This is a genomic window from Leptothrix cholodnii SP-6, from assembly GCF_000019785.1.
GTDB classification, from domain to species: Bacteria; Pseudomonadota; Gammaproteobacteria; order Burkholderiales; family Burkholderiaceae_C; genus Sphaerotilus; species Sphaerotilus cholodnii.
Map to the genome: position 1 here is coordinate 3519406 of NC_010524.1, position 18590 is coordinate 3537995.

Genomic DNA, 18590 nt, shown 5'->3' on the forward strand with positions numbered 1-18590 from the left:
GCTCACCTGCGCCCGAACATCCCCCGCACATCATGGAGACCGGCATGCCCAGCACCACCCCCTCGAAGACCCCAGCGCCGACCTCGACTGCCGCCAAGCCCGCCACCAAGCCGGCCGCGAAGGCGGCCAAGACGGCCAAGGCGGTGACGGCCACTGCGGCGGCGGTCGTCGTCAAGCCGGCGGCCAAGGTGACGCGCAAGCCGGTCGGGCTGTCGCTGCACCTGGGCCTGAACGCGGTCAGCCCGCAGCACTACGGCGGCTGGACCGGCGACCTGGCGGCCTGCGAGTTCGATGCCAACGACATGGCCGCGCTGGCTGCCGCGCGCGGCATGAAGCCGACCGTGCTGCTGACCAAGGCGGCCACCCGTGCCAAGGTGCTGGCGGCGCTGCGCAAGGCCTCGGGCACGCTCAAGGCGGGCGACTATTTCCTGCTGAGCTTCTCGGGCCACGGCGGCCAGGTCGATGACGTGACCGGCGAGGAGGACGACAAGCTCGACGAGACCTGGTGCCTGTTCGACAGCCAGCTGATCGACGACGAGCTGTACCTCGAACTGAGCCGCTTCGCTGCCGGCGTGCGGGTGCTGGTGCTGTCGGACAGCTGCCACAGCGGCACCGTGACACGCGCCGCGCCTCCCGGCGTGGGCGCCGTCGGCCCGCGTCCGCGCATGATGCCGCCGGCCGTGGCACGCCGCACCTATCAGGCGCACCAGGCGTTCTACGACAAGCTGCAGAAGGACATCGCCCAGTCGGCCGGCAAGGCCGCGGTGGCCGACCCCGACGCGGCGCTCGCCTCGCTGGGCACCGCCAGCGTGCGCCTGACCGAGATCGTCAGCCGGTTCAATGCCGCGGTGGTGCTGATCTCGGGCTGCCAGGACAACCAGACCTCGATGGACGGCGAGCAGAACGGCGCCTTCACCGAGCAGCTGCTGCGGGTCTGGCGCGAGGGCCGCTTTGCCGGCAACCACCGCCAGTTCCACGCCCGCATCCGCGCCGGCCTGCCGGCCACGCAGTCGCCCAACCTGTTCGTGCTGGGCAATGCGGGCGTGATGCTGGCGCAGACGCCGTTCACGGTCTGAGCCCGGGAGCTGCGCGCGTGTCCAAGGCTGCCCTCAGCGAACCGAGCATCGACGACCCGCACGGCGCAGCCGGCCCGACGGCGGCCCCCCGCAGCCGCTCGCACCCGTGGCGGTCGGTGCTGGTGGCCGTGCTGCTGGTGGCGGGAATGGGCGTGGCGGGTTACGTCGGCCACGACGTGTTCCTCGACCGCGCCGCGCAGCACCACCTCGACAGCGCCCGGATGGCGCACTTTGCCGCCACGCCCGATCTCGACCTGGCCCGCCAGGAGTACCTGCTGACGCTGCAGGCGCGGCCCGAGCTCGGCACGGCGCATTTCTACCTCGGCCACCTGCTGCTGCGCACGCGCGAATTCGACGCCGCCCGGGCGCACTTCGCGGCGGCGCTGCGGGACCACGAGGGGCTGCCGGCCGCCTACCGGCCGGACGCCCTGCGCCTGCTGGCCGGGCTCAATGCCGACGGCGAGCCGGCCGCCTTGCAGCGCACGACCGAAACCCTGGCGGTCCGGCCCGCCGACGCCGCCAGCGCGAACGACGCGGCCAGCCTGCTCGTGATCCCGAGCGAGCCGACCGCGGCCGGCCGGCCGCTGGCCGCGGGCAAGGCCGGCCGGCTCGACATCGTGCACGCGGCGGCGGCGGCCGAGCGCGCCGCGCTGGCAGCCCAGCGGCCGGCGCCGTCGCCGGATTTCCTGTTCGCCGACCACTCGCAGGCGATCGCCACGCTGGCGCTGCGGGTGCCGGCCTCGTCGGACGTGCAGCGCGAGGTCAACCGCCAGCTCGAAGCGCTCCATGCCGGCGACGTGCAGCGGCGCCTGAGCGCGGCCAGCACGCTGGCGATCGCGCCGGACCTGAACTCGGACGCGGTGCCCGGCGCGGTCGAACGGGCCGAGTCGAGCATGCTGCAACAGCGCGCCGCGCCGGCGGTGGCCGAGGCCACGCAGGTGACGCTGGGCCTGCTGCAGTCGGCCAGCCCGCTGACGCTGGCGCTGAACCGCCAGGCGATCCTGCGGCTGGTCGAGGCCGCCACCGCGCTGGGCCCGGATGCCAGCCAGGCCGCCGAACAGGTGCGGCAGCGGGTGGTGGCCATCACCAGCGTGCCACGGCCGGTGGTCTACATCCAGATTGCCAGCGAGGCCCAGCGGCCGGTCGCCCTGCAACTGGCCAGCCGCCTGACCGAGGCCGGCTGGGTCACGCCCGAGCTCGAGCTGGTCAACGAGCGCGCCCCCGCGCGCACCGAGGTGCGCAGCCAGGGCACCAGCCACCAGGGGCTGGCGCGCTGGATGCGACGGCTGGCCAGCGAAACCACCGGCCAGATCGCCGATCTGAGCAATCTGCGGCGGGCCGCGCCGAGCGGCGACGTGTACGAGCTCTGGCTCGACCGGGATCTCTGCGTGGCACCCGAGCGGCTGGTGCCCGGCTGCCCCGGCTGAAGCCGCGACCGGCAGGATCAGAACAGCACAGGACCCGAGATGGCCGACCCCCGACCCGCACCGGACCGCCCGGCGCCATCCACGCGCAAGGCCATCTTCATCAGCTACCGCAGCGCCGACGGCAAGAAGGACGCGGCGCGGCTGGCCGAGGACCTGCGCGACATCTTCGGTGCGCCGCAGGTGTTCTTCGACAAGCACGACCTGCAGGGCGGCAGCTCCTGGCGCGAGCAGATCGGGCAGGCGCTGGGCCAGCAGCCGGTGGTGCTGCTGATCATCAGCGAGCAGTTCTTCGGCGCCCGGAACGAGCAGGGCCTGCGCATCGATCAGCCCGACGACCCGGTGCGCATGGAGGTGATCGACTCGATGCGGGTCGGCGCGCGCCTGCTGCCGCTGCTGTGCGAAGGCGTGCGCATGCCGTCGAGCGCCAGCCTGCCGGTCGAGCTGCGCAGCGTGCCGGAGGCGCATGCGCTGAAGCTGCGCACCGAAGACTGGCGCGCCGACCTGCTCAAGCTGGCCGACCGGCTGGTGGCGCTGGGCATCGCGCCGCTCGATGACGACTGGCGCGAGCAGTTCACCGCACCACCGGGCACGGCCCGGCGCGGGCGGCTGCGCCAGTCGCTGGGGGTCGCGGCGGTGCTGCTGGCGCTGGGCGGCGGCGGGGCCTACTGGTTTCACACCGAGCAGCTGCAGCGCGAGGCCGCGGCCGTCGAAGCGCGCCGCCTGCGCGCGCTGCAGCACGTCAGCGACGGCCTGGCGGCCGATCACGGCAAGGACGTCAACCTCGAGCTGGCACGCCGCAAGTACCTGGCCGCGATCGAGGAACTGCCCGACTACGGCCCGGCGCACTACTACCTGGCGCAGGTCTACGCCACCCAGACGCTGCGCGCCGATGCGCTCGGCCACTACCGCACCGCACTGGCGCACCCGAACGGCCTCGACCGCGCCCAGCTGGCCGATGCGCGCAGCCGGCTGGCCGCACTGGAGAGCAGCGCCGCCGAGCCCGAGGCGGTGGGTGCGCCGCCGATCGTCGGTTCGGCCGCGCCGACGCGCCCGTCCACCGGCCAGGTGCAGCCCGCCCCGGTGCCCAGGCCGGCCCCGATGCCGGCGCCCGTGGTGCGGCCGCCGCCGGCGGTGGTCGCCGCCGCACCGGACGCGTCGGACAAGGCCTTGCTGGACGCCCCGGTGGCCGGTGCCGCACCACCGCCGCGGGCGACCTCGCTGCCGCGCCTGCCGATGACCGATCCGCAGCCCACCCAGGCCGTCGACCTGGTGCACCGGGTGGCGCCACTGCCCGATCGTCAGCGCCAGGCCCAGGCCCAGGCGGCCGCGCTGTTTGCGGACGATCCGGCCGAACGCCTGGCCGCCGCCACCACGCTGGGGGTCGAGCAGAACCTGGCCGCCGACGTGCTGCCGCTGGCGCTGGCGCGTGCGCTCGCGGCGGCGCAGCGCCAGGCCGACAAGGACGGCGACCGCGCCGGCCTGATCGCCACCTGGCGGCTGGTCGGCCAGGCCAGCCCGCTGAGCCTGCAGGCCGAACGGGCCGCCATCGAGGCGCTGTTCCAGGCCACCGGCCCGCTCGACACGATGATCAAGCTGCAAGGCGGCGTGATCGGCGCGATGGAAAAGCTCCGTGCTGCCGGCGACCTGCGGCCGCGGGTCTACATCCAGATCGCCAGCAACGCGCAGCGGGCCTTCGCCACCCGGCTGGCGAGCCGGCTCGAGCGCGCCGGCTACGACGTGCCGGGCATCGAGAACATCGGCGCCAAGGCGCCCCGGCAGACCGACCTGCGCGCCCAGGGCGCCAGCAATCCGGGCCTGGCGCGCTGGATGCGCAAGGTGATCACCGAAACCACCGGCGCGCCGGTGGCGCTGCGGGTGCTGCAGCGTGCGCAGCCGGCGATCGACACCTACGAGATCTGGCTCGGCCAGGACCTGTGCGTCGCCGCCGACGCACAGCCGAGCGACTGCCGTTGACCCCCGCCGCGCGCCCTGCCCCGCCCGCCTGCGAACCCGTCCGACCCGCCACGCCGCCCCGTCCGGCAGAAAGCACCGCCATGCGCCCGCACGCCTTCATCGCCATGCCCTTCGGCACCAAGCCGGGGCCGGACGGCACGCCGATCGACTTCAACCGCATCTATGCCGAGCTGATCCAGCCGGCGCTGAAGCTGGCCGACTGCGCGTGTTTCCGGGCCGACCAGGAACTGCGCGCCGGCGACATCCGCGCCGACATGTTCCAGGAGCTGCTGGTGGCCGACCTGGTGATCGCCGACCTGACGATCGACAACCCCAACGTCTGGTACGAACTGGGCGTGCGGCATGCGCTGCGCGCGCGTGGCGTGGTGCTGATCCAGGGACCGCGCAACGCCAATCCGTTCGACATCTACACCGACCGCAAGCTGGTCTACGCGCTGCGCGCCGACGGCACGCTCGACCCGGCGCTGCTCGACGCCAACCGCCGCTCGCTGGCCGAGATGGTCAAGGCCACGCTCGACACGCCGACGCGGCGCAAGGTCAGCCCGGTCTACAGCCTGCTGCCGCACCTGGAGCAGCCGCAGTGGCAGAAACTGATGCTCAGCGAGGCCAACGAGTTCAGCGAGGCGCACGCCGCCTGGGCCCGGCTGATGGAGAACGCCCGCCAGAAGCACCGCCCCGGCGACATCCTGCTGCTGGCCGGCGAAACCCCCACCCGCGCGTTGCGCACCGAGGCGCTGCGCACGGCCGGCAACGCGCTGCTCAAGCTGCGCCACCACGACTTCGCGCTCGAGCAGTTCGAGGCCGCGCTGGCGGTCGAGCCCGACGACCTGCCCAGCCGCGAGAAGAAGGCGATCTGCCTGGGCCTGCTGGGCCGGGTCGAGGAAACCCAGACCTGGGTCGACATGCTGACCCAGTCCCAGCCCGACAGCCCCGAGGTCTGGGCGCTGGCCGGGCGGGTGGCGCGCGAGCTGTGGATCCGCCGCTGGCACCCGGCACCACCGACCGCCGAGCAGGACGAGACCGCCGCGCCCTCGGCCGGCCCGCCCCCCGACAGCACCGCGCTGCGCGCCGCGGCGGCCGAGGAGGACGCCAGCCTGGAGCGCGCGATCGAGCCCTACCTGACCGCCTTCGTGGCCGATGCGCGGCATTTCTATTCGGGCATCTGCGCGCTCAACCTGATGCTGCTGCGCCAGCACCTGGGCGGCACGGTCGATGCCGATGCGCTGCAGTGCCTGATCGGCGGCGTGCGCTGGGCCTGCCGCAGCGCGATCCAGAGCCGCGGCAAGACCGACGCATCCGACTACCGGCTGATGGCCAGCCGGGCGGAGCTGGCGCTGCTGCTCGAACCGCTGGCGGAGGTGCGCCGGCACTTCAAGGCCGCGCTCGCCACCGCCGGGCGCGACTGGTTCGCGCTCGACAGCACCCGCCAGATGCTGCTGCTGCTGCGCGACCTGGGTTTCCGCCCCGAAGAGACCGCCGCCGCGCTGAACCTGCTCGACAAGGAACAGGCGCTGCTGCGCGCGCCGGTGCGGCCGCGCCAGGTGTTCCTGTTCTCGGGCCACATGATGGACGCGCCGGACCGCGCCAGCCCGCGCTTCCCGCCGCAGATGGAGGCGGCCGCGGCCGAGCGCATCGCCAAGGCGCTCGACAGCCAGGACGCCGGCCCGCAGGATCTGGCGCTGTGCCAGGCCGCAGCCGGCGGCGACCTGATGTTCCTGGAGGCCTGCGTCGCCCGCGGCATGCACATCCAGATCCTGCTGCCGTTCGACGAGGCCAGCTTCGTCGAGAACTCGGTCAGCCAGAGCGCTGCGCCGCTCACCGGCGACGACTGGCCGATGCGCTATTACGCGGTGCAGTCCAGGCTGCGCACGCCGCCGCGCGTGATGCCGCACGAGCTCGGCCCGCTGCCCCGTGGCGCCGACCCCTACGAACGCTGCAACCTGTGGCTGCTCGACACGGCGCTGTCGTGGGGTGTCAAGAAACTGCGTTTCATCACGCTCTGGAACGGCGGCGGCGGCGACGGCCCCGGCGGCACCGCGCACATGCTGCGCGAGGTCAAGCGCCGCACCGGCCGCGTGACCTGGATCGACACGCGCAAGTTGTGAGCCCCCCGCTTCGTGTTCTTTCACTTTGCGCTGCGTCATGCCATGATGAATTCGAGCTTCGAGTAACCGACCATGACGCTGCACGAAGAGTCGATCCCCTTCACCGCCGGCGACGGCCTGGCGCTCAACCTGAAGCGGGTGCGCAGCCGCAGCAGACCCCCCTCGCGCGGCCCGGTGCTGCTGGTGCATGGCGCCGGGGTGCGTGCCGACATCTTCCGCCCGCCGCTGCCGGTCACCTTCGTCGACGCGCTGGTGGCCGCCGGCCACGACGTCTGGCTCGAGAACTGGCGTGCCAGCATCGAGGTGCCGCGCAACGAGTGGACGCTCGACCAGGCCGCCCGGCACGACCACCCGGCGGCCGTGCAGAAGGTGCTCGACATCACCGGCGCGCGCAGCATCAAGGCGGTGATCCACTGCCAGGGCTCGACCAGCTTCACGATGTCGGCGGTGGCCGGACTGCTGCCGCAGGTCGACACCATCGTCTCGAACGCGGTGTCGCTGCACCCGATCGTCAAGACGATCTCGCACCTCAAGTCACGCCTGGCGGTGCCGCTGGTGGGCCTGATGACGCCCTACCTCGACCCGCAATGGGGCGAGCACCCGACCGGCCCGGTGCCGCGCCTGCTCAACGCCCTGGTGCAGCTGACGCACCACGAGTGCGACAACGGCGTCTGCAAGTTCTCGAGCTTCACCTACGGCACCGGCTTCCCGGTGCTGTGGCGCCACGAGAACCTCGACGCCGCCACGCACGACTGGATCCGCCGCGAGTTCGGGCCGGTGCCGCTGAGCTTCTTCCGCCAGATGGCGCGCTGCCTCGATGCCGGCCACCTGGTGGCGGCGCAGACGCTGCCCGGTCTTCCGGCCGACTTTGCCGTCGCCGCACCGCGCACCACGGCGCGGTTCGCGTTCGTGGCCGGGGCGCTGAACAACTGCTTCCACTGGCGCTCGCAGCAGGCCAGCTTCGACTGGTTCGAGGGCCATCGCCCGGGCCGGCAGAGCCTGCACGTGATCGAGGGCTACGGCCATCTCGACATCTTCCTGGGCCAGCAGGCGGCGCGCGACACCTACCCGGTGCTGCTCGCGGCGCTTGAAAAGAACTGACGATCACCAAGGATCCACCGATGGCAACCAGCCCCCCTTCAAACGCCTCCGGCGTGACCTTCCGCGAAACCATGGCGGGCCCGTTCAAGCTCGGCCTGGTCGATCCCAAGGCCGTGCCCGACGGCGCGCCCGAACTGGCGATGCACGCGGTGGTCGAGATCGACGACATCGAGGCCTTCCGCGCCGACCCGCAGCACAAGGCCCGGCTGAGCGGCACCATCGACTACCCGCCGCTGGGCACCGGCCTGGTCGCGCCCAGCGGGGTGTTCGGCCTGTTCAGCCCGAGCCACGACCCGAAGCTGGCGTACATGGTCTACGAACTGGCCTTCGAACACGCCGGCAAGCCGCATTACCTGGCCGGCAAGAAGCACGTGCTGGTGGGCGCACCCTGGAAGCTCTGGGGCGAAACCACCACGCTCTACACCACCCTGCACGAAGGCCGCGACACCAGCGGCCGGGTGATCGGCGCGGGCACGCTGAGCCTGGGCGTGGGCGCACTGCTGCGCCTGCTGACCACCGTCGGCGGCACGCCCACGGCACCGGCGCGCAGCCTGTGGCAGCGCATCGGCGCGATCGCGAGCTTCTTCACCTTCTTCAGCGGCGAGCTGGTGCGCACCTACGTGCTGCAGCGTGGGCGCGGGGGGCGTTCATGAGCGGACAGCAGCGGCCCGCCGCGTCGCCTCTGCCCCCGCTGTCCGCACCGTCGGGCAGCCGCATCGAACACGTCACCCAGGAAAGACCGGTCAACTGGCTGAACCCGCTGCAGCTGCTGCAGTCGGGCCTGCTGGCGGCGCTGGCCGGGGTGGTCGGCAGCTTTGCCGACAGCCGTGCGCTGCAGGCCGCACGCGGCGCCAACGGCGCATCGGCCGCGGCCGACGCCCGCGAAACGGCCGCACGCGAGCGCCTGCGCAACGCCGACAGCGTCTGGATCGACTACATCGCCGACACCGGCGACGGCTGGGACGCCACCTACACGGTGGCCCACACGCTGGCGCGCGACGCGATCGAGATCGACGGCCGGCGGCTGCCGCGTGCCGACCTGCTGCTGATGGGCGGCGACCAGGTCTACCCCACGCCCGCCGGCAGCGCCTACCGCACGCGCCTGGTCGACCCGTTCGGCAGCGCCCTGCCCGGCCGGCCTGCGGGCGCCGACCCGCAGCTCGACCCCGCCGCGCCGCTGCTGCTGGCCACCCCCGGCAACCACGACTGGTACGACGGCCTGCGCGGCTTCAACAACCTGTTCTGCAGCGGCCAGAACCTGGGCGGCTGGCAGAGCTTCCAGCGCGGCAGCTATTTCGCGGTGCAGCTGCCGCACGGCTGGTGGCTGTGGGGCCTGGACCTGCAGCTCGAATCCGAGCTCGACGGCCCGCAGCGCGACTACTTCACCGCCCAGGCGACAAAACTCGACGCCGGCGCCCGCGTGCTGCTGCTGGTGCCCGAGCCGAGCTGGATCGACGAGGGCAGCTTCCGCGCCAGCACCCAGAACGACAGCGACAAGCTGCGCACGATCGAGGTGCAGCGCGCGCGCACCCGCGGCTGGAAGGAGATCGAGTCGATGGTCGCCACCCGGGGGGGGCGGGTGGCCGCCACGCTGGCCGGCGATCTGCACCATTACGCACGTTACGCCCCGGCGGCCGGGCCGACCGACGCGCCCGCTGCGGCAGCGCCGCTGGCCGCGCCGCAGCGCATCACCTGCGGCGGCGGCGGTGCTTTCATGCTCGGCACCCACCACCTGCCCGGTGAACTGCAGATGGGCCGGCGCGGCCAGCCCGCCGTGCAGCGCCTGGCCGCCACCTATCCCGCCATCGGCGAGTCGAGATCGCTGCGCAACCGGGCCTGGCAACTGCCGTTCACCAACCCGACGTTCGGGCTGACGCTGGGTTTCATCTACCTGCTCTACGCCTGGCTGCTGCAGAGCGCCAGCCTGCAGCCCGGCGCGCTGGCCATGGGCAGCAGCCTGTTCGCGCAGCTGGCGCAGACGCCGTGGTCGTTCGCGAACGGCAGCGGCCTCACGGCCATCGTCGGCGGCTTGTGGCTGGCCAGCCCGGCGGCGCTGCTGTGGGCCTTGCTGATCGTGCTGGGTGCGGCGGCCTTCACCGGCAGCAGCACCGGCGGCAAGCCGGCGTTGCCCGGCTGGATCGGCGGGGCGCTGCACGGCCTGCTGCACCTCAAGCTGGCCGGTTGCCTGATCTGGGCGCTGGCGCGGCTGGACCTGTTCGGCTGGGCCGGTGCCAGCGCCTGCAGCCAGGGCTGCGGCGGCGCGGCGCTGCCGTCGCTGCTGCTGAGCCTGCAGGTGGGGCTGGGCGGCTGGCTGATCGGCTGCCTGCTGTTCGGCCTGTGGCTGGTGGCGTGCGACGCCTGGGCCGGCTGGCACGAGCAGGAGGTGTTCTCGGCCCAGTCGCTCGGCAGCCACCGCTGCTTTTTGCGCATGCGGGTCAGCCGCGACGGGCTCGAGATCCACCCGATCGGCATCGCCGCGGCGGCCCGGCGCTGGCGGCCCGGCCGCGGCGTGACGGTGCTGCAGAAAATCCGCGACACCCTGCGCCTGCGGGTCGAGGCCGGCGCCGGCTCGCGTTTCGAGCCCGAGACCCCGATCACCCCGGTGGCCATCGAGCCCTGCATCACGGTGCGCTGAAGCGCCGCATCCAACCGAACGAAGAACCCCATGAACAAGACAGACTTCGACGCCGTCATCATCGGCAGCGGTTTCGGGGGTGCGGTCAGCGCCTGCCGCCTGGCGCAGGCCGGCCAGAAGGTGCTGGTGCTCGAACGCGGCCGGCGCTGGACACCCGCCAACTTCCCGCGCGAACCCGGCGACCGCTGGCTCTGGAACCAGGAGCACCCCGAGCTGCTCAACGGCTGGGCCGACCTGCGCACCTTCTCCGACATGTGGGTCGCTGCGGGCGCCGGGGTCGGCGGCGGCTCGCTGATCTACGCCAGCGTGTCGGTCGAGGCCAAGCCGCAGGTGTTCGAGCAGGGCTGGCCCAGCGGCCTGCGCTACCCCGCGCTCAAGCCGTATTACGACCGCGTGGCCAAGATGCTCGACATCCAGGAGCTGCCCGACAACCAGCTCAACCCGCGCTACCACCTGATGAAGGAAGCCGCCGAGGCCTGCGGCTGGGGCGATCGTTTCCACAAGGTGCCGGTGGCGGTGAAGTTCGACCCGCGCTACGACGCCAGCCTGCCCGACGCGCGCGACGACCGCCATGCGCAGTGGGCCATCAACCCGCAGGGCCGCCGCCAGGGCACCTGCGTGCACTGCGGCAACTGCGACATCGGCTGCCAGGTGCAGGCCAAGAACACGCTCGACCTCAACTACCTGGCCGAGGCCGAGAACCACGGCGCCGAGATCCGCCCGCTGCACCTGGTGATGGGCATCGAGGCGCTCGACGGCGCCGACGGCCAGCAGGGCTGGCGCGTCAGGTTCGACCAGATCGACGACCACCAGCGCACGCCCGGCAGCGTGACGGCCAAGCGCGTGATCCTGGCGGCCGGCTCGATCGGCAGCACCGAGCTGCTGCTGCGCTGCCGCGACCAGCACAAGACGCTGCCCAAGCTGTCGCAGCGGCTCGGCAAGGGCTGGGCCTTCAACGGCGACTTCGTCACGCCCACCTTCTACAAGGGCCGCAAGGTCTCGCCCAGCCACGGCCCGACCATCAGCTCGGCGATCGACCTGCTCGACGGCAAGGTCGACGGCGCACCGCTGTTCATCGAGGACGGCGGCGTGCCGAACCTGGCCGGCCAGTTCATCCGCCAGCGCATCCGGAACCCCGGCTGGGGCAAGCTGCGCGGGCTCTGGAAGGCGCTCGGCAAGGTCAGCGATGCCGACGATCCGCTCGATTGCATGATGCCGTGGTTCGGCCAGGCGATCGATGCCGCCGACGGCGAGCTCTACCTCGGCCGGCTCTGGTACGCGCCCTGGAAGAAGGTGCTGAAGATGAACTGGCAGTACCAGCGCTCCGAGGCGGTGGTCGACGCGATGGTCAAGGTGCACAAGCAGCTCTCGGCCGCGACCGGCGGCAGCGCCTTCATCCCGCCCACCTGGACGGTGCTGCACAACCTCATCACGCCGCACCCGCTGGGCGGCTGCAACATGGCCGACCGCGCCGAGCAGGGTGTCGTCGACGGCCACGGCCAGGTGTTCGGCTACCAGGGGCTGTACGTGATGGACGGCGCCACCATCCCGCGTGCGATCGGGCTCAACCCCTCGCGCACCATCGCCGCTCTGGCCGAGCGCAACGTCGAGCGCATGCTGGCCCAGGCCTGAGCGATGCTCGCGCTCGCGGTCGTCAACAGCAACCTGCGCTTCGTCGGCGGGCCGCTGCTGCTGGGCCACTACCTGGGCGGGCGGCTGACCGGCACCGAGCGCGCGATGGACCGCCTGATCGGCGGCACCATGGCGCAGAGCCTGGCCAGCGGCCATTACCCGCACGCAGCGGGCATGGTCGACGTGTTCGTCAACACCCGCGTGCAGGCGGGCCAGCGCTGGCTGCAGCCGCGTCCGGCGGCGGTGATCGTCGTGGGTCTGGGCGCCGAGGGCGAACTGCGGGCCGGCGACCTGAGCGAATCGGTCAGCCAGGGTGTGCTGGCCTACGCCAAGCGCCTGCATGAAACGCGGCACGCAACCGGGCCCACGAGCGGTCAGCCGCCGGCTCCCTTCAGCCTGTCGAGCACCGCGATCGGCAGCGGCGGCAGCGGCATCCAGGTCGGCACCGCGGTGCAGGCGATCGCGCGCGGCGTCGATGCCGCCAACCGCAAGCTCGCCGCCAGCGGCTGGCCGCAGGTCGACGAGCTGCGGCTGGTCGAGCTCTACCTCGACCGCGCCACCGAGGCACATCACGCGCTGCGTGCGCTGGCGGTGTCGCGGCCCGATCGTTACGCGGTCGAGCCCGCCGTGCGGCCGGGCGAAGGCGCGCACCGGCGCCCGCCCGACACCGGCTACCGCGGCACCGGCTACGACTTCATCAGCGCCGTGCAGCGGCTCGACGAGCACGGCCAGGCGCTGATCGAATACACCCTCGACACCCCGCGCGCGCGCAGCGAGGTGCGCGCGCAGAGCACCCAGGCCGCGCTGGTCGACGAGCTGGTGCGCCAGGGCGCCGACGCCGCCAGCGCCGACCTGCAGCTGCGCCACACGCTGTTCGACCTGCTGGTGCCGGTCGAGCTGGAGCCGTTTCTCAACAGCTCGAACGAGCTGCTGCTGCACCTCAACGGCGACAGCGCGCGCATCCCGTGGGAGCTGCTCGACGCCAGCCCGGTCGCGGCACCCGACGTGAACGCTGAGGCCGACGCCGCACGCCCGAGCGCCGTGCCGCCGTGGGCGATCCGCTGCAAGCTGCTGCGCAAGCTGCGCCTCGAGCGCTTCCGCAGCCGCCCGGTCGACGCCCAGGACGACGACCTGACGCTGGTGATCGGCGCGCCGGCCTGCGACCCGGATCTCTACCCGGCGCTGCCCGGCGCGGAGGCCGAGGCCGAGGCGGTGGCGGCGGTCTTCGGCGCCGAGCCGCTGATCGGCAGCCCCGCCACCCAGCTGATCAACGTCCTGCACCAGCGGCCGTGGCGCATCGTGCACATCGCCGGCCACGGCGAGATCCGCGCCGACGGCAGCAGCGGCGTGGTGCTGTCCAACGGCGCCCGCCTCGGCGCCAGCGAGATCGCCGCGCTGCGCGTGGTGCCCGAGCTGGTGTTCGTCAACTGCTGCCACCTCGGCCGGCTCGACGGCGCGGCGGCCGACGCCGGCCGGCGCATCGGCGTGCACGGCAGCGCGCCGGCGCAATACGCCGCCACCGTGGCACAGGCGCTGATCGCGATCGGCGTGCGCTGCGTGGTGGCGGCCGGCTGGGCGGTCGAAGACGGTGCCGCCAACACCTTCGCCAGCGTGTTCTACGCCCGCCTGCGCGCCGGCGACCGCTTCATCGATGCCGTGGCGCTGGCGCGCGAACAGGCCTGGCGCCTGCAGCCCGAGGGCAACACCTGGGCCGCCTACCAGTGTTACGGCGAGCCCGACTGGCGCTACGCCGCCGAGCCGGCCGGCGGCACCGAGCCGATCGTGCCGACGCTGGTGAGCGCGCCGGCGCTGTGCCTGTGGCTCGAATCGGCCGCGATCGAGGCCCGCCTGATCGAAGCCGGCAGCGCCGGCCAGGCCTGGCGCGAACGCCAGCTCGGCCTGCTGCGCGAGACCGAAACCGCCTACCGCCCGATCTGGGGCAGCCAGGGCGCCGTGGCCGAGTGCTTCGGCCTGGCCTATGCCGAGCTGGGCGACATCGCCAGCGCCATCGCCTGGTACCGGCGCGCCACCGAGGCCGAGGACGGCAGCGCCAGCCTGCGCGCGATCGAACGCTGGGCCCATCTGCGGGTGCGCCAGGCCGAGTCGATGGCCGATGTGACGCAGGCCCGCGTGCAGCTGCTGTCGGCGATCCGGACGATCGAGCGGCTCTGCCAGGCCGGCGAGCCGGCCGACGGTGCTGCAGCGGCAGGCAAAACCGACGAGGGCGACGAGGGCGACGCCCCGACCGCCGCCACCGTCGAGCGCCTGAGCCTGCTCGGCTCGGCGTTCAAGCGCCTGACGCTGCTTGAAGAACGCGCCGGCCAGGGCGCCGCCGCGTTGGCCGCGCTGCAACGCTGCGTCGGCCACTACCGCCAGGCCGAACGGCGTGCCTGGACGCTGTTCTCGGCCGGCCTGGCGGGCACGCCGTACTTCCCGGCGATCAACGCGCTCGCCGCCGGCCTGCGGCTGGCGATCGTCAGCGGTGCGCCGGCCACGCTGGACGAGGCCGCGCTCAGCCGGCTCGACGCCGCGCTGGCGGCGCAGGCCGACAGCGGCGAAGACCTGCACAGCCTGCTCGCGCCGATCGAGTTCGAGCTACTCAAGGCGGTGGCAGCCGGCGAGCTGGCCCGGCGCCAGGCCGGCCTGCAGGCCGCGCTGCTGGCCCTGCTCGAACGGGCGCCGACCCACCGCGCCTGGGGTTCGGTGCGGTTCCAGCTGCACTTCCTGCTGGCACCGCTGGCCGCGCAAGGCAAGGGCGCCGAAGCCGACGCCGCACGCGCGCTGCTCGACGCGCTGGCGGCCTGATCGCGACGGCGACGACCGCCGAGACCGCGACCGAGACCTTGATCCGGCCGCGCCGCCCGGCCGCTCAGCGCCCGCCGGTCACATCCAGCACCGCACCGGTCGTGTACGAGGCCGCCGGCGACAGCAGCCAGACCACCGCCTGGGCCACCTCGTCGGCCGCGCCGGGGCGCTGCATCGGGATCTGCGGCGCGAGCTGCCAGGCGCGCTCGGGCTGGCCGCCGCTGGCGTGGATCTCGGTGTCGATCACGCCCGGGCGCACCGCGTTGACGCGCACGCCTTCGGTCGCCACCTCGCGCGCCAGGCCGAGCGTGAAGGTGTCGATCGCGCCCTTGGTGGCGGCGTAGTCGACGTACTGGCCGGGCGCGCCGAGCCGCCCCGCCACCGACGACAGGTTGACGATCGCCCCGCCCGTGCCGCCGTGGCGCGTGCTCATGCGTCGCACCGCCTCGCGGGCGCAGTACAGGCTGCCGAGCAGGTTGACCGCCACCATGCGGCGCAGGCGCTCGCCGCTCATCTCGTCGAGCCGCTGGGCACGGTCGACCACGCCGGCGTTGTTGGCCAGGCCGCGCAGCACCAGCGCATTGCGGGCGCACAGCGTGTCGACCTGGCTGAACAGCCGCCCGACCGCCGCCTCGTCGGCCACGTCGGCCTGCAGCGCCCAGGCCATCACGCCCAGCGCGTGCAGCTCGGCGACGACCGCCTCGGCGGCAGCCGCGTCGCTGGCGTAGCCGAGCACGACGTGCCAGCCCGCCTGCGCCGCCAGCCGCGCCGTGGCCGCACCGATGCCACGGCTGCCGCCGGTGATCAGCAGCAGCGAGCCGGCGGCCGCCAGGTGGGTGGGCGTGGATGCGGGATGGAGGGTGGCGGGCATGGGAGATCCTGGAAAAAGAAAACGCGGATGGGCGCGCAGCTTAAGGCAGCGCCCACCAGGCCGGAACGACGCCGCCGAAGCTGAATTTTCCGGCCCGCGCGGGCGTTGCCGCGCCGCGGCGTTATCGTCAAAGCCTGGATTGAAAAATCGGAGGTGAACAGATGTCCGGCCTGCATACCGCCTGGTTCGAAGGCTTCTCACCCCAGCAGCATGCAGTCAACGGCGTGCAGCTGTTTGCCCGGGTCGGCGGACGCCCGGCCCACGACAGCAGCGCGCCGCCCCTGCTGCTGCTGCACGGTTTTCCGCAAACGCATGCGATGTGGCACCGGGTCGCGCAGCAGCTGGCGCCGCACTTCCGCCTGGTGCTGCCCGATCTGCGCGGCTACGGCGACTCCGACAAGCCACCCGGCGACACCGACCACGGCAACTACAGCAAGCGTGCGATGGCCGCCGACCTGGTGCAGCTCATGAAGCAGCTCGGCCACCGGCGTTTCCTGGTCTGCGGCCATGACCGCGGCGCACGCGTGGCGCACCGCATGGCGCTCGACTTCCCGGAGTGCGTCGACCGCCTGTGCCTGATCGACATCGTGCCCACGCTGACGATGTACGAGCGCACCGACATGGCCTTTGCCACCGCCTACTACCACTGGTTCCACCTGATCCAGCCGGCGCCGCTGCCCGAACGCATGATCGGCGGCAACGCCCGCTACTACCTGCACGCCAAGCTCGGCGGCTGGGGCACCGACGGGCTCGATCACGTCGAGCCGCCGGCGCTGCTCGACTACGAACGCTGCTTCTGCACCGCCCAGGGCATCCACGCTGCGTGTGAGGATTACCGCGCCAGCGCCAGCATCGACTTGCAGCATGATCGGCAGTCGCACCAGGCCGGTCACAAGGTCGCTTGCCCGGTCCATGTGCTGTGGGGCGAGCGGGGCGTGATCCACCGCCTGTTCGATCCGCTGGCCGACTGGGGCGCGGTCTGCGAAGGCCCGGTCACCGGCGAATCGCTGCCAGCCGGCCACTTCATCCCCGAAGAGCTTCCCGAAGCCACGGCTCTGGCGCTGCGCCGGTTCCTGTCGGCCGAGTGCTAGCATTTTGACTGGCTCCGATCTGCGCGGGCTCGCACCCGGTTTGCCGCCATGAAAACCTTGCGCATCGTGATTCTCGAAGAGGACACCGACACCCCGGCGGCCTTGCGTGCCGGCGGTCATGGCAGCCTCGACCTGCGCTCGCTCGAGGGCCTGAGCGGCACCGACGTGGCCTCGCTGCTGCGCGAGCGCTCGATGCCGGCACCCTTCGTCGACACCAGCACCGACAGCCTGGGCGGCGCGCACAGCGGCTTGGGCGCGTCGTCCGACTTCGAACACGAATTGCGCTCGGCGCTGCAGTCGCAGGCCGGCCCCACCATGACGCTGCTGCTGGGCAGCAGCGAGTCCGGCCCCGACAGCGCACCGCGTGGCAGCCACGCCGCCAGCCTGCCGTTCGAGCGCCTGAACGCCAGCCTGATGCGGGCGCTGCGGCGCCACGAACTCGAAGCCGCGCTGGTCGAGTCCGAGACCCGGCTGCGTCGCATCGGCCTGGCCGATCGCCTCACCGGCCTGCCCAGCCGCGAGCTGTTCCTCGACCGCCTCGAACAGGCCGCATCGGCGGTGATGCGCGGCGGTTATGCGTTCGCCACCCTGATGGTCGGCTTCGAGTGGCCCGCCAACCTGACCGACGGCCTGAGCACGAGCAGCGCCGACAGCCTGATCGAAACCCTGTCGCGGCGCCTGCAGCGCCTGGGCCGGCGCTCCGACAGCTACGCGCGCATCGGCGGCCACACCTTTGCCGCGCTGCTGCTGGGCAACAACAGCGTCGGCGGCTCGACCTCGATGGCGCACAAGATCGCCGAACAGCTGGCCCGGCCGCTGATGGTCGACGGCCGCTCGATGGATCCGATCGTCAGCGTCGGCGTGGCCCTGTGCCCGCAGCACGGCACGGACGCGCGCAGCGTGCTGCTGCACGCCCAGGCCGCGATGGAGCAGGCCCAGCACAGCCGCCATCCGGTCGCGGTCTACGACGCCCGCTACCACCGCAGCAGCCACGCCGCGCTGCACCCCGACGCCGCCGCGATGCCGCCCGGCGACGAGGCCCTTGCACCGCTGCTGGCCGAGGCGCTCGAACGGCGCCAGTTCACGCTCGCCTTCCAGCCGGTGGTCGACCTCAAGGCCGGGCCCGACGGCAGCCTCGACTGGACGCTGCGCCGCCTCGAAGTCCTGGCGCGCTGGCACAGCCCGGCGCACGGCCACATCGCGCCGGCGGTGTTCATCCCGGTGGCCGAACACCACGCGCTGATCGGCCAGCTCACCGACCAGCTGCTCGACCAGGCGCTGAGCGCCGCCACGCCGTGGCGCAGCCAGACGCTGGTGCCGGCGATCTCGCTCAACCTGTCGGCCCACCTGCTCGACGACCCGGACCTGCCCGACCGGGTGCAGTCGGCGCTGCAGGCCCACAAGTGGCCGGCCGGCGCCCTGATGCTCGAGGTCTCGGCGTCCGCGCTGGCCCAGCCCAGCCAGCAGGCGCACGACGTGCTCGCACGCCTGGGCCAGCTCGGCGTGCGGCTGGTGCTCGACGATTTCGGCAGCGGCCTGGGCGCCTACCTCGCGCTGGCCGAGCTGGGCTCGCTGGCCGAACTGAAGATCGACCTGCGCGCGCTGCGCCGCAACGCCGGCAGCGCGCGCAGCGACCGCGGCGCCGCGGTACTGCGATCGCTGATCACGCTGGCGCAGGGGCTGGGCGCCGAGGTCATCGCCAAGGGCGTCGAAGACGCCGGCACCGCCGCCTGGCTGCAGCAGCTGGGCTGCCACGCCGCGCAGGGCCACGCCTGGAGCCGGCCGCTGCCCGCCGAACAGGTGCGGGCCTGGTGCACGGCGCAGGCGGCGACGCGGCAGCTGCGACACTGAGCGTCGCCCCGCCACTCCGTAC

At 72.9% G+C, this 18590-nt stretch carries 12 protein-coding genes; 11 read left to right on the plus strand and 1 reads right to left on the minus strand.

Translation table 11 applies throughout. From position 1 onward, the window contains the following. The first annotated feature begins 44 nt into the window (after positions 1 to 44). The 9 genes from LCHO_RS15885 to LCHO_RS15925 all read left to right on the plus strand — a co-directional run bounded on the left by LCHO_RS15885 (position 45) and on the right by LCHO_RS15925 (position 14755). A complete protein-coding gene (locus LCHO_RS15885) occupies positions 45 to 1076 on the plus strand; it encodes a caspase family protein (protein WP_012348189.1) in 1032 nt (343 codons plus the stop codon). Positions 1077 to 1093: 17 nt separating this feature from the next. Then, the gene (locus LCHO_RS15890; protein WP_012348190.1) at positions 1094 to 2503 is read left to right on the plus strand and encodes a hypothetical protein; all 1410 of its coding nucleotides are present in this window, start codon (positions 1094 to 1096) and stop codon (positions 2501 to 2503) included. 39 nt (positions 2504 to 2542) lie between these two features. Further along, a complete protein-coding gene (locus LCHO_RS22320; protein WP_012348191.1) occupies positions 2543 to 4477 on the plus strand; it encodes a toll/interleukin-1 receptor domain-containing protein in 1935 nt (644 codons plus the stop codon). Between the two features lie 80 nt (positions 4478 to 4557). Continuing rightward, positions 4558 to 6582: a tetratricopeptide repeat-containing protein gene (locus LCHO_RS15900; RefSeq protein WP_012348192.1), complete on the plus strand. Its 2025-nt coding sequence runs from the start codon at positions 4558 to 4560 to the stop codon at positions 6580 to 6582. Positions 6583 to 6654: 72 nt separating this feature from the next. After that, complete coding sequence (locus LCHO_RS15905; protein WP_012348193.1) at positions 6655 to 7683, plus strand: lipase family protein; 1029 nt, start codon at positions 6655 to 6657, stop codon at positions 7681 to 7683. Positions 7684 to 7703: 20 nt separating this feature from the next. Continuing rightward, positions 7704 to 8336, plus strand: coding sequence for a hypothetical protein (locus LCHO_RS15910; protein ID WP_012348194.1), 633 nt, complete (start codon positions 7704 to 7706; stop codon positions 8334 to 8336). Next, positions 8333 to 10318, plus strand: coding sequence for a metallophosphoesterase (locus LCHO_RS15915; protein WP_012348195.1), 1986 nt, complete (start codon positions 8333 to 8335; stop codon positions 10316 to 10318). Before LCHO_RS15910 ends, LCHO_RS15915 begins: the two co-directional genes overlap by 4 nt. Before the next feature lie 30 nt (positions 10319 to 10348). Continuing rightward, positions 10349 to 11950 (plus strand): GMC oxidoreductase, encoded by a 1602-nt coding sequence (locus LCHO_RS15920; RefSeq protein ID WP_012348196.1) that lies wholly within the window; start codon positions 10349 to 10351, stop codon positions 11948 to 11950. Positions 11951 to 11953: 3 nt separating this feature from the next. Further along, positions 11954 to 14755: a CHAT domain-containing protein gene (locus LCHO_RS15925; protein ID WP_012348197.1), complete on the plus strand. Its 2802-nt coding sequence runs from the start codon at positions 11954 to 11956 to the stop codon at positions 14753 to 14755. Between the two features lie 64 nt (positions 14756 to 14819). Here the strand turns inward: LCHO_RS15925 and LCHO_RS15930 are convergent, their stop codons facing one another. Next, on the minus strand, positions 14820 to 15626 hold the full coding sequence (locus tag LCHO_RS15930) for an SDR family oxidoreductase (RefSeq protein WP_012348198.1): 807 nt from the start codon (positions 15624 to 15626) through the stop codon (positions 14820 to 14822). A gap of 161 nt (positions 15627 to 15787) precedes the next feature. Here LCHO_RS15930 and LCHO_RS15935 point away from each other — a divergent pair, with 161 nt between their 5' ends. Continuing rightward, the gene (locus tag LCHO_RS15935; RefSeq protein WP_012348199.1) at positions 15788 to 16717 is read left to right on the plus strand and encodes an alpha/beta fold hydrolase; all 930 of its coding nucleotides are present in this window, start codon (positions 15788 to 15790) and stop codon (positions 16715 to 16717) included. A gap of 48 nt (positions 16718 to 16765) precedes the next feature. After that, positions 16766 to 18568 (plus strand): bifunctional diguanylate cyclase/phosphodiesterase, encoded by a 1803-nt coding sequence (locus LCHO_RS15940; protein WP_012348200.1) that lies wholly within the window; start codon positions 16766 to 16768, stop codon positions 18566 to 18568. Positions 18569 to 18590 lie beyond the last annotated feature (22 nt).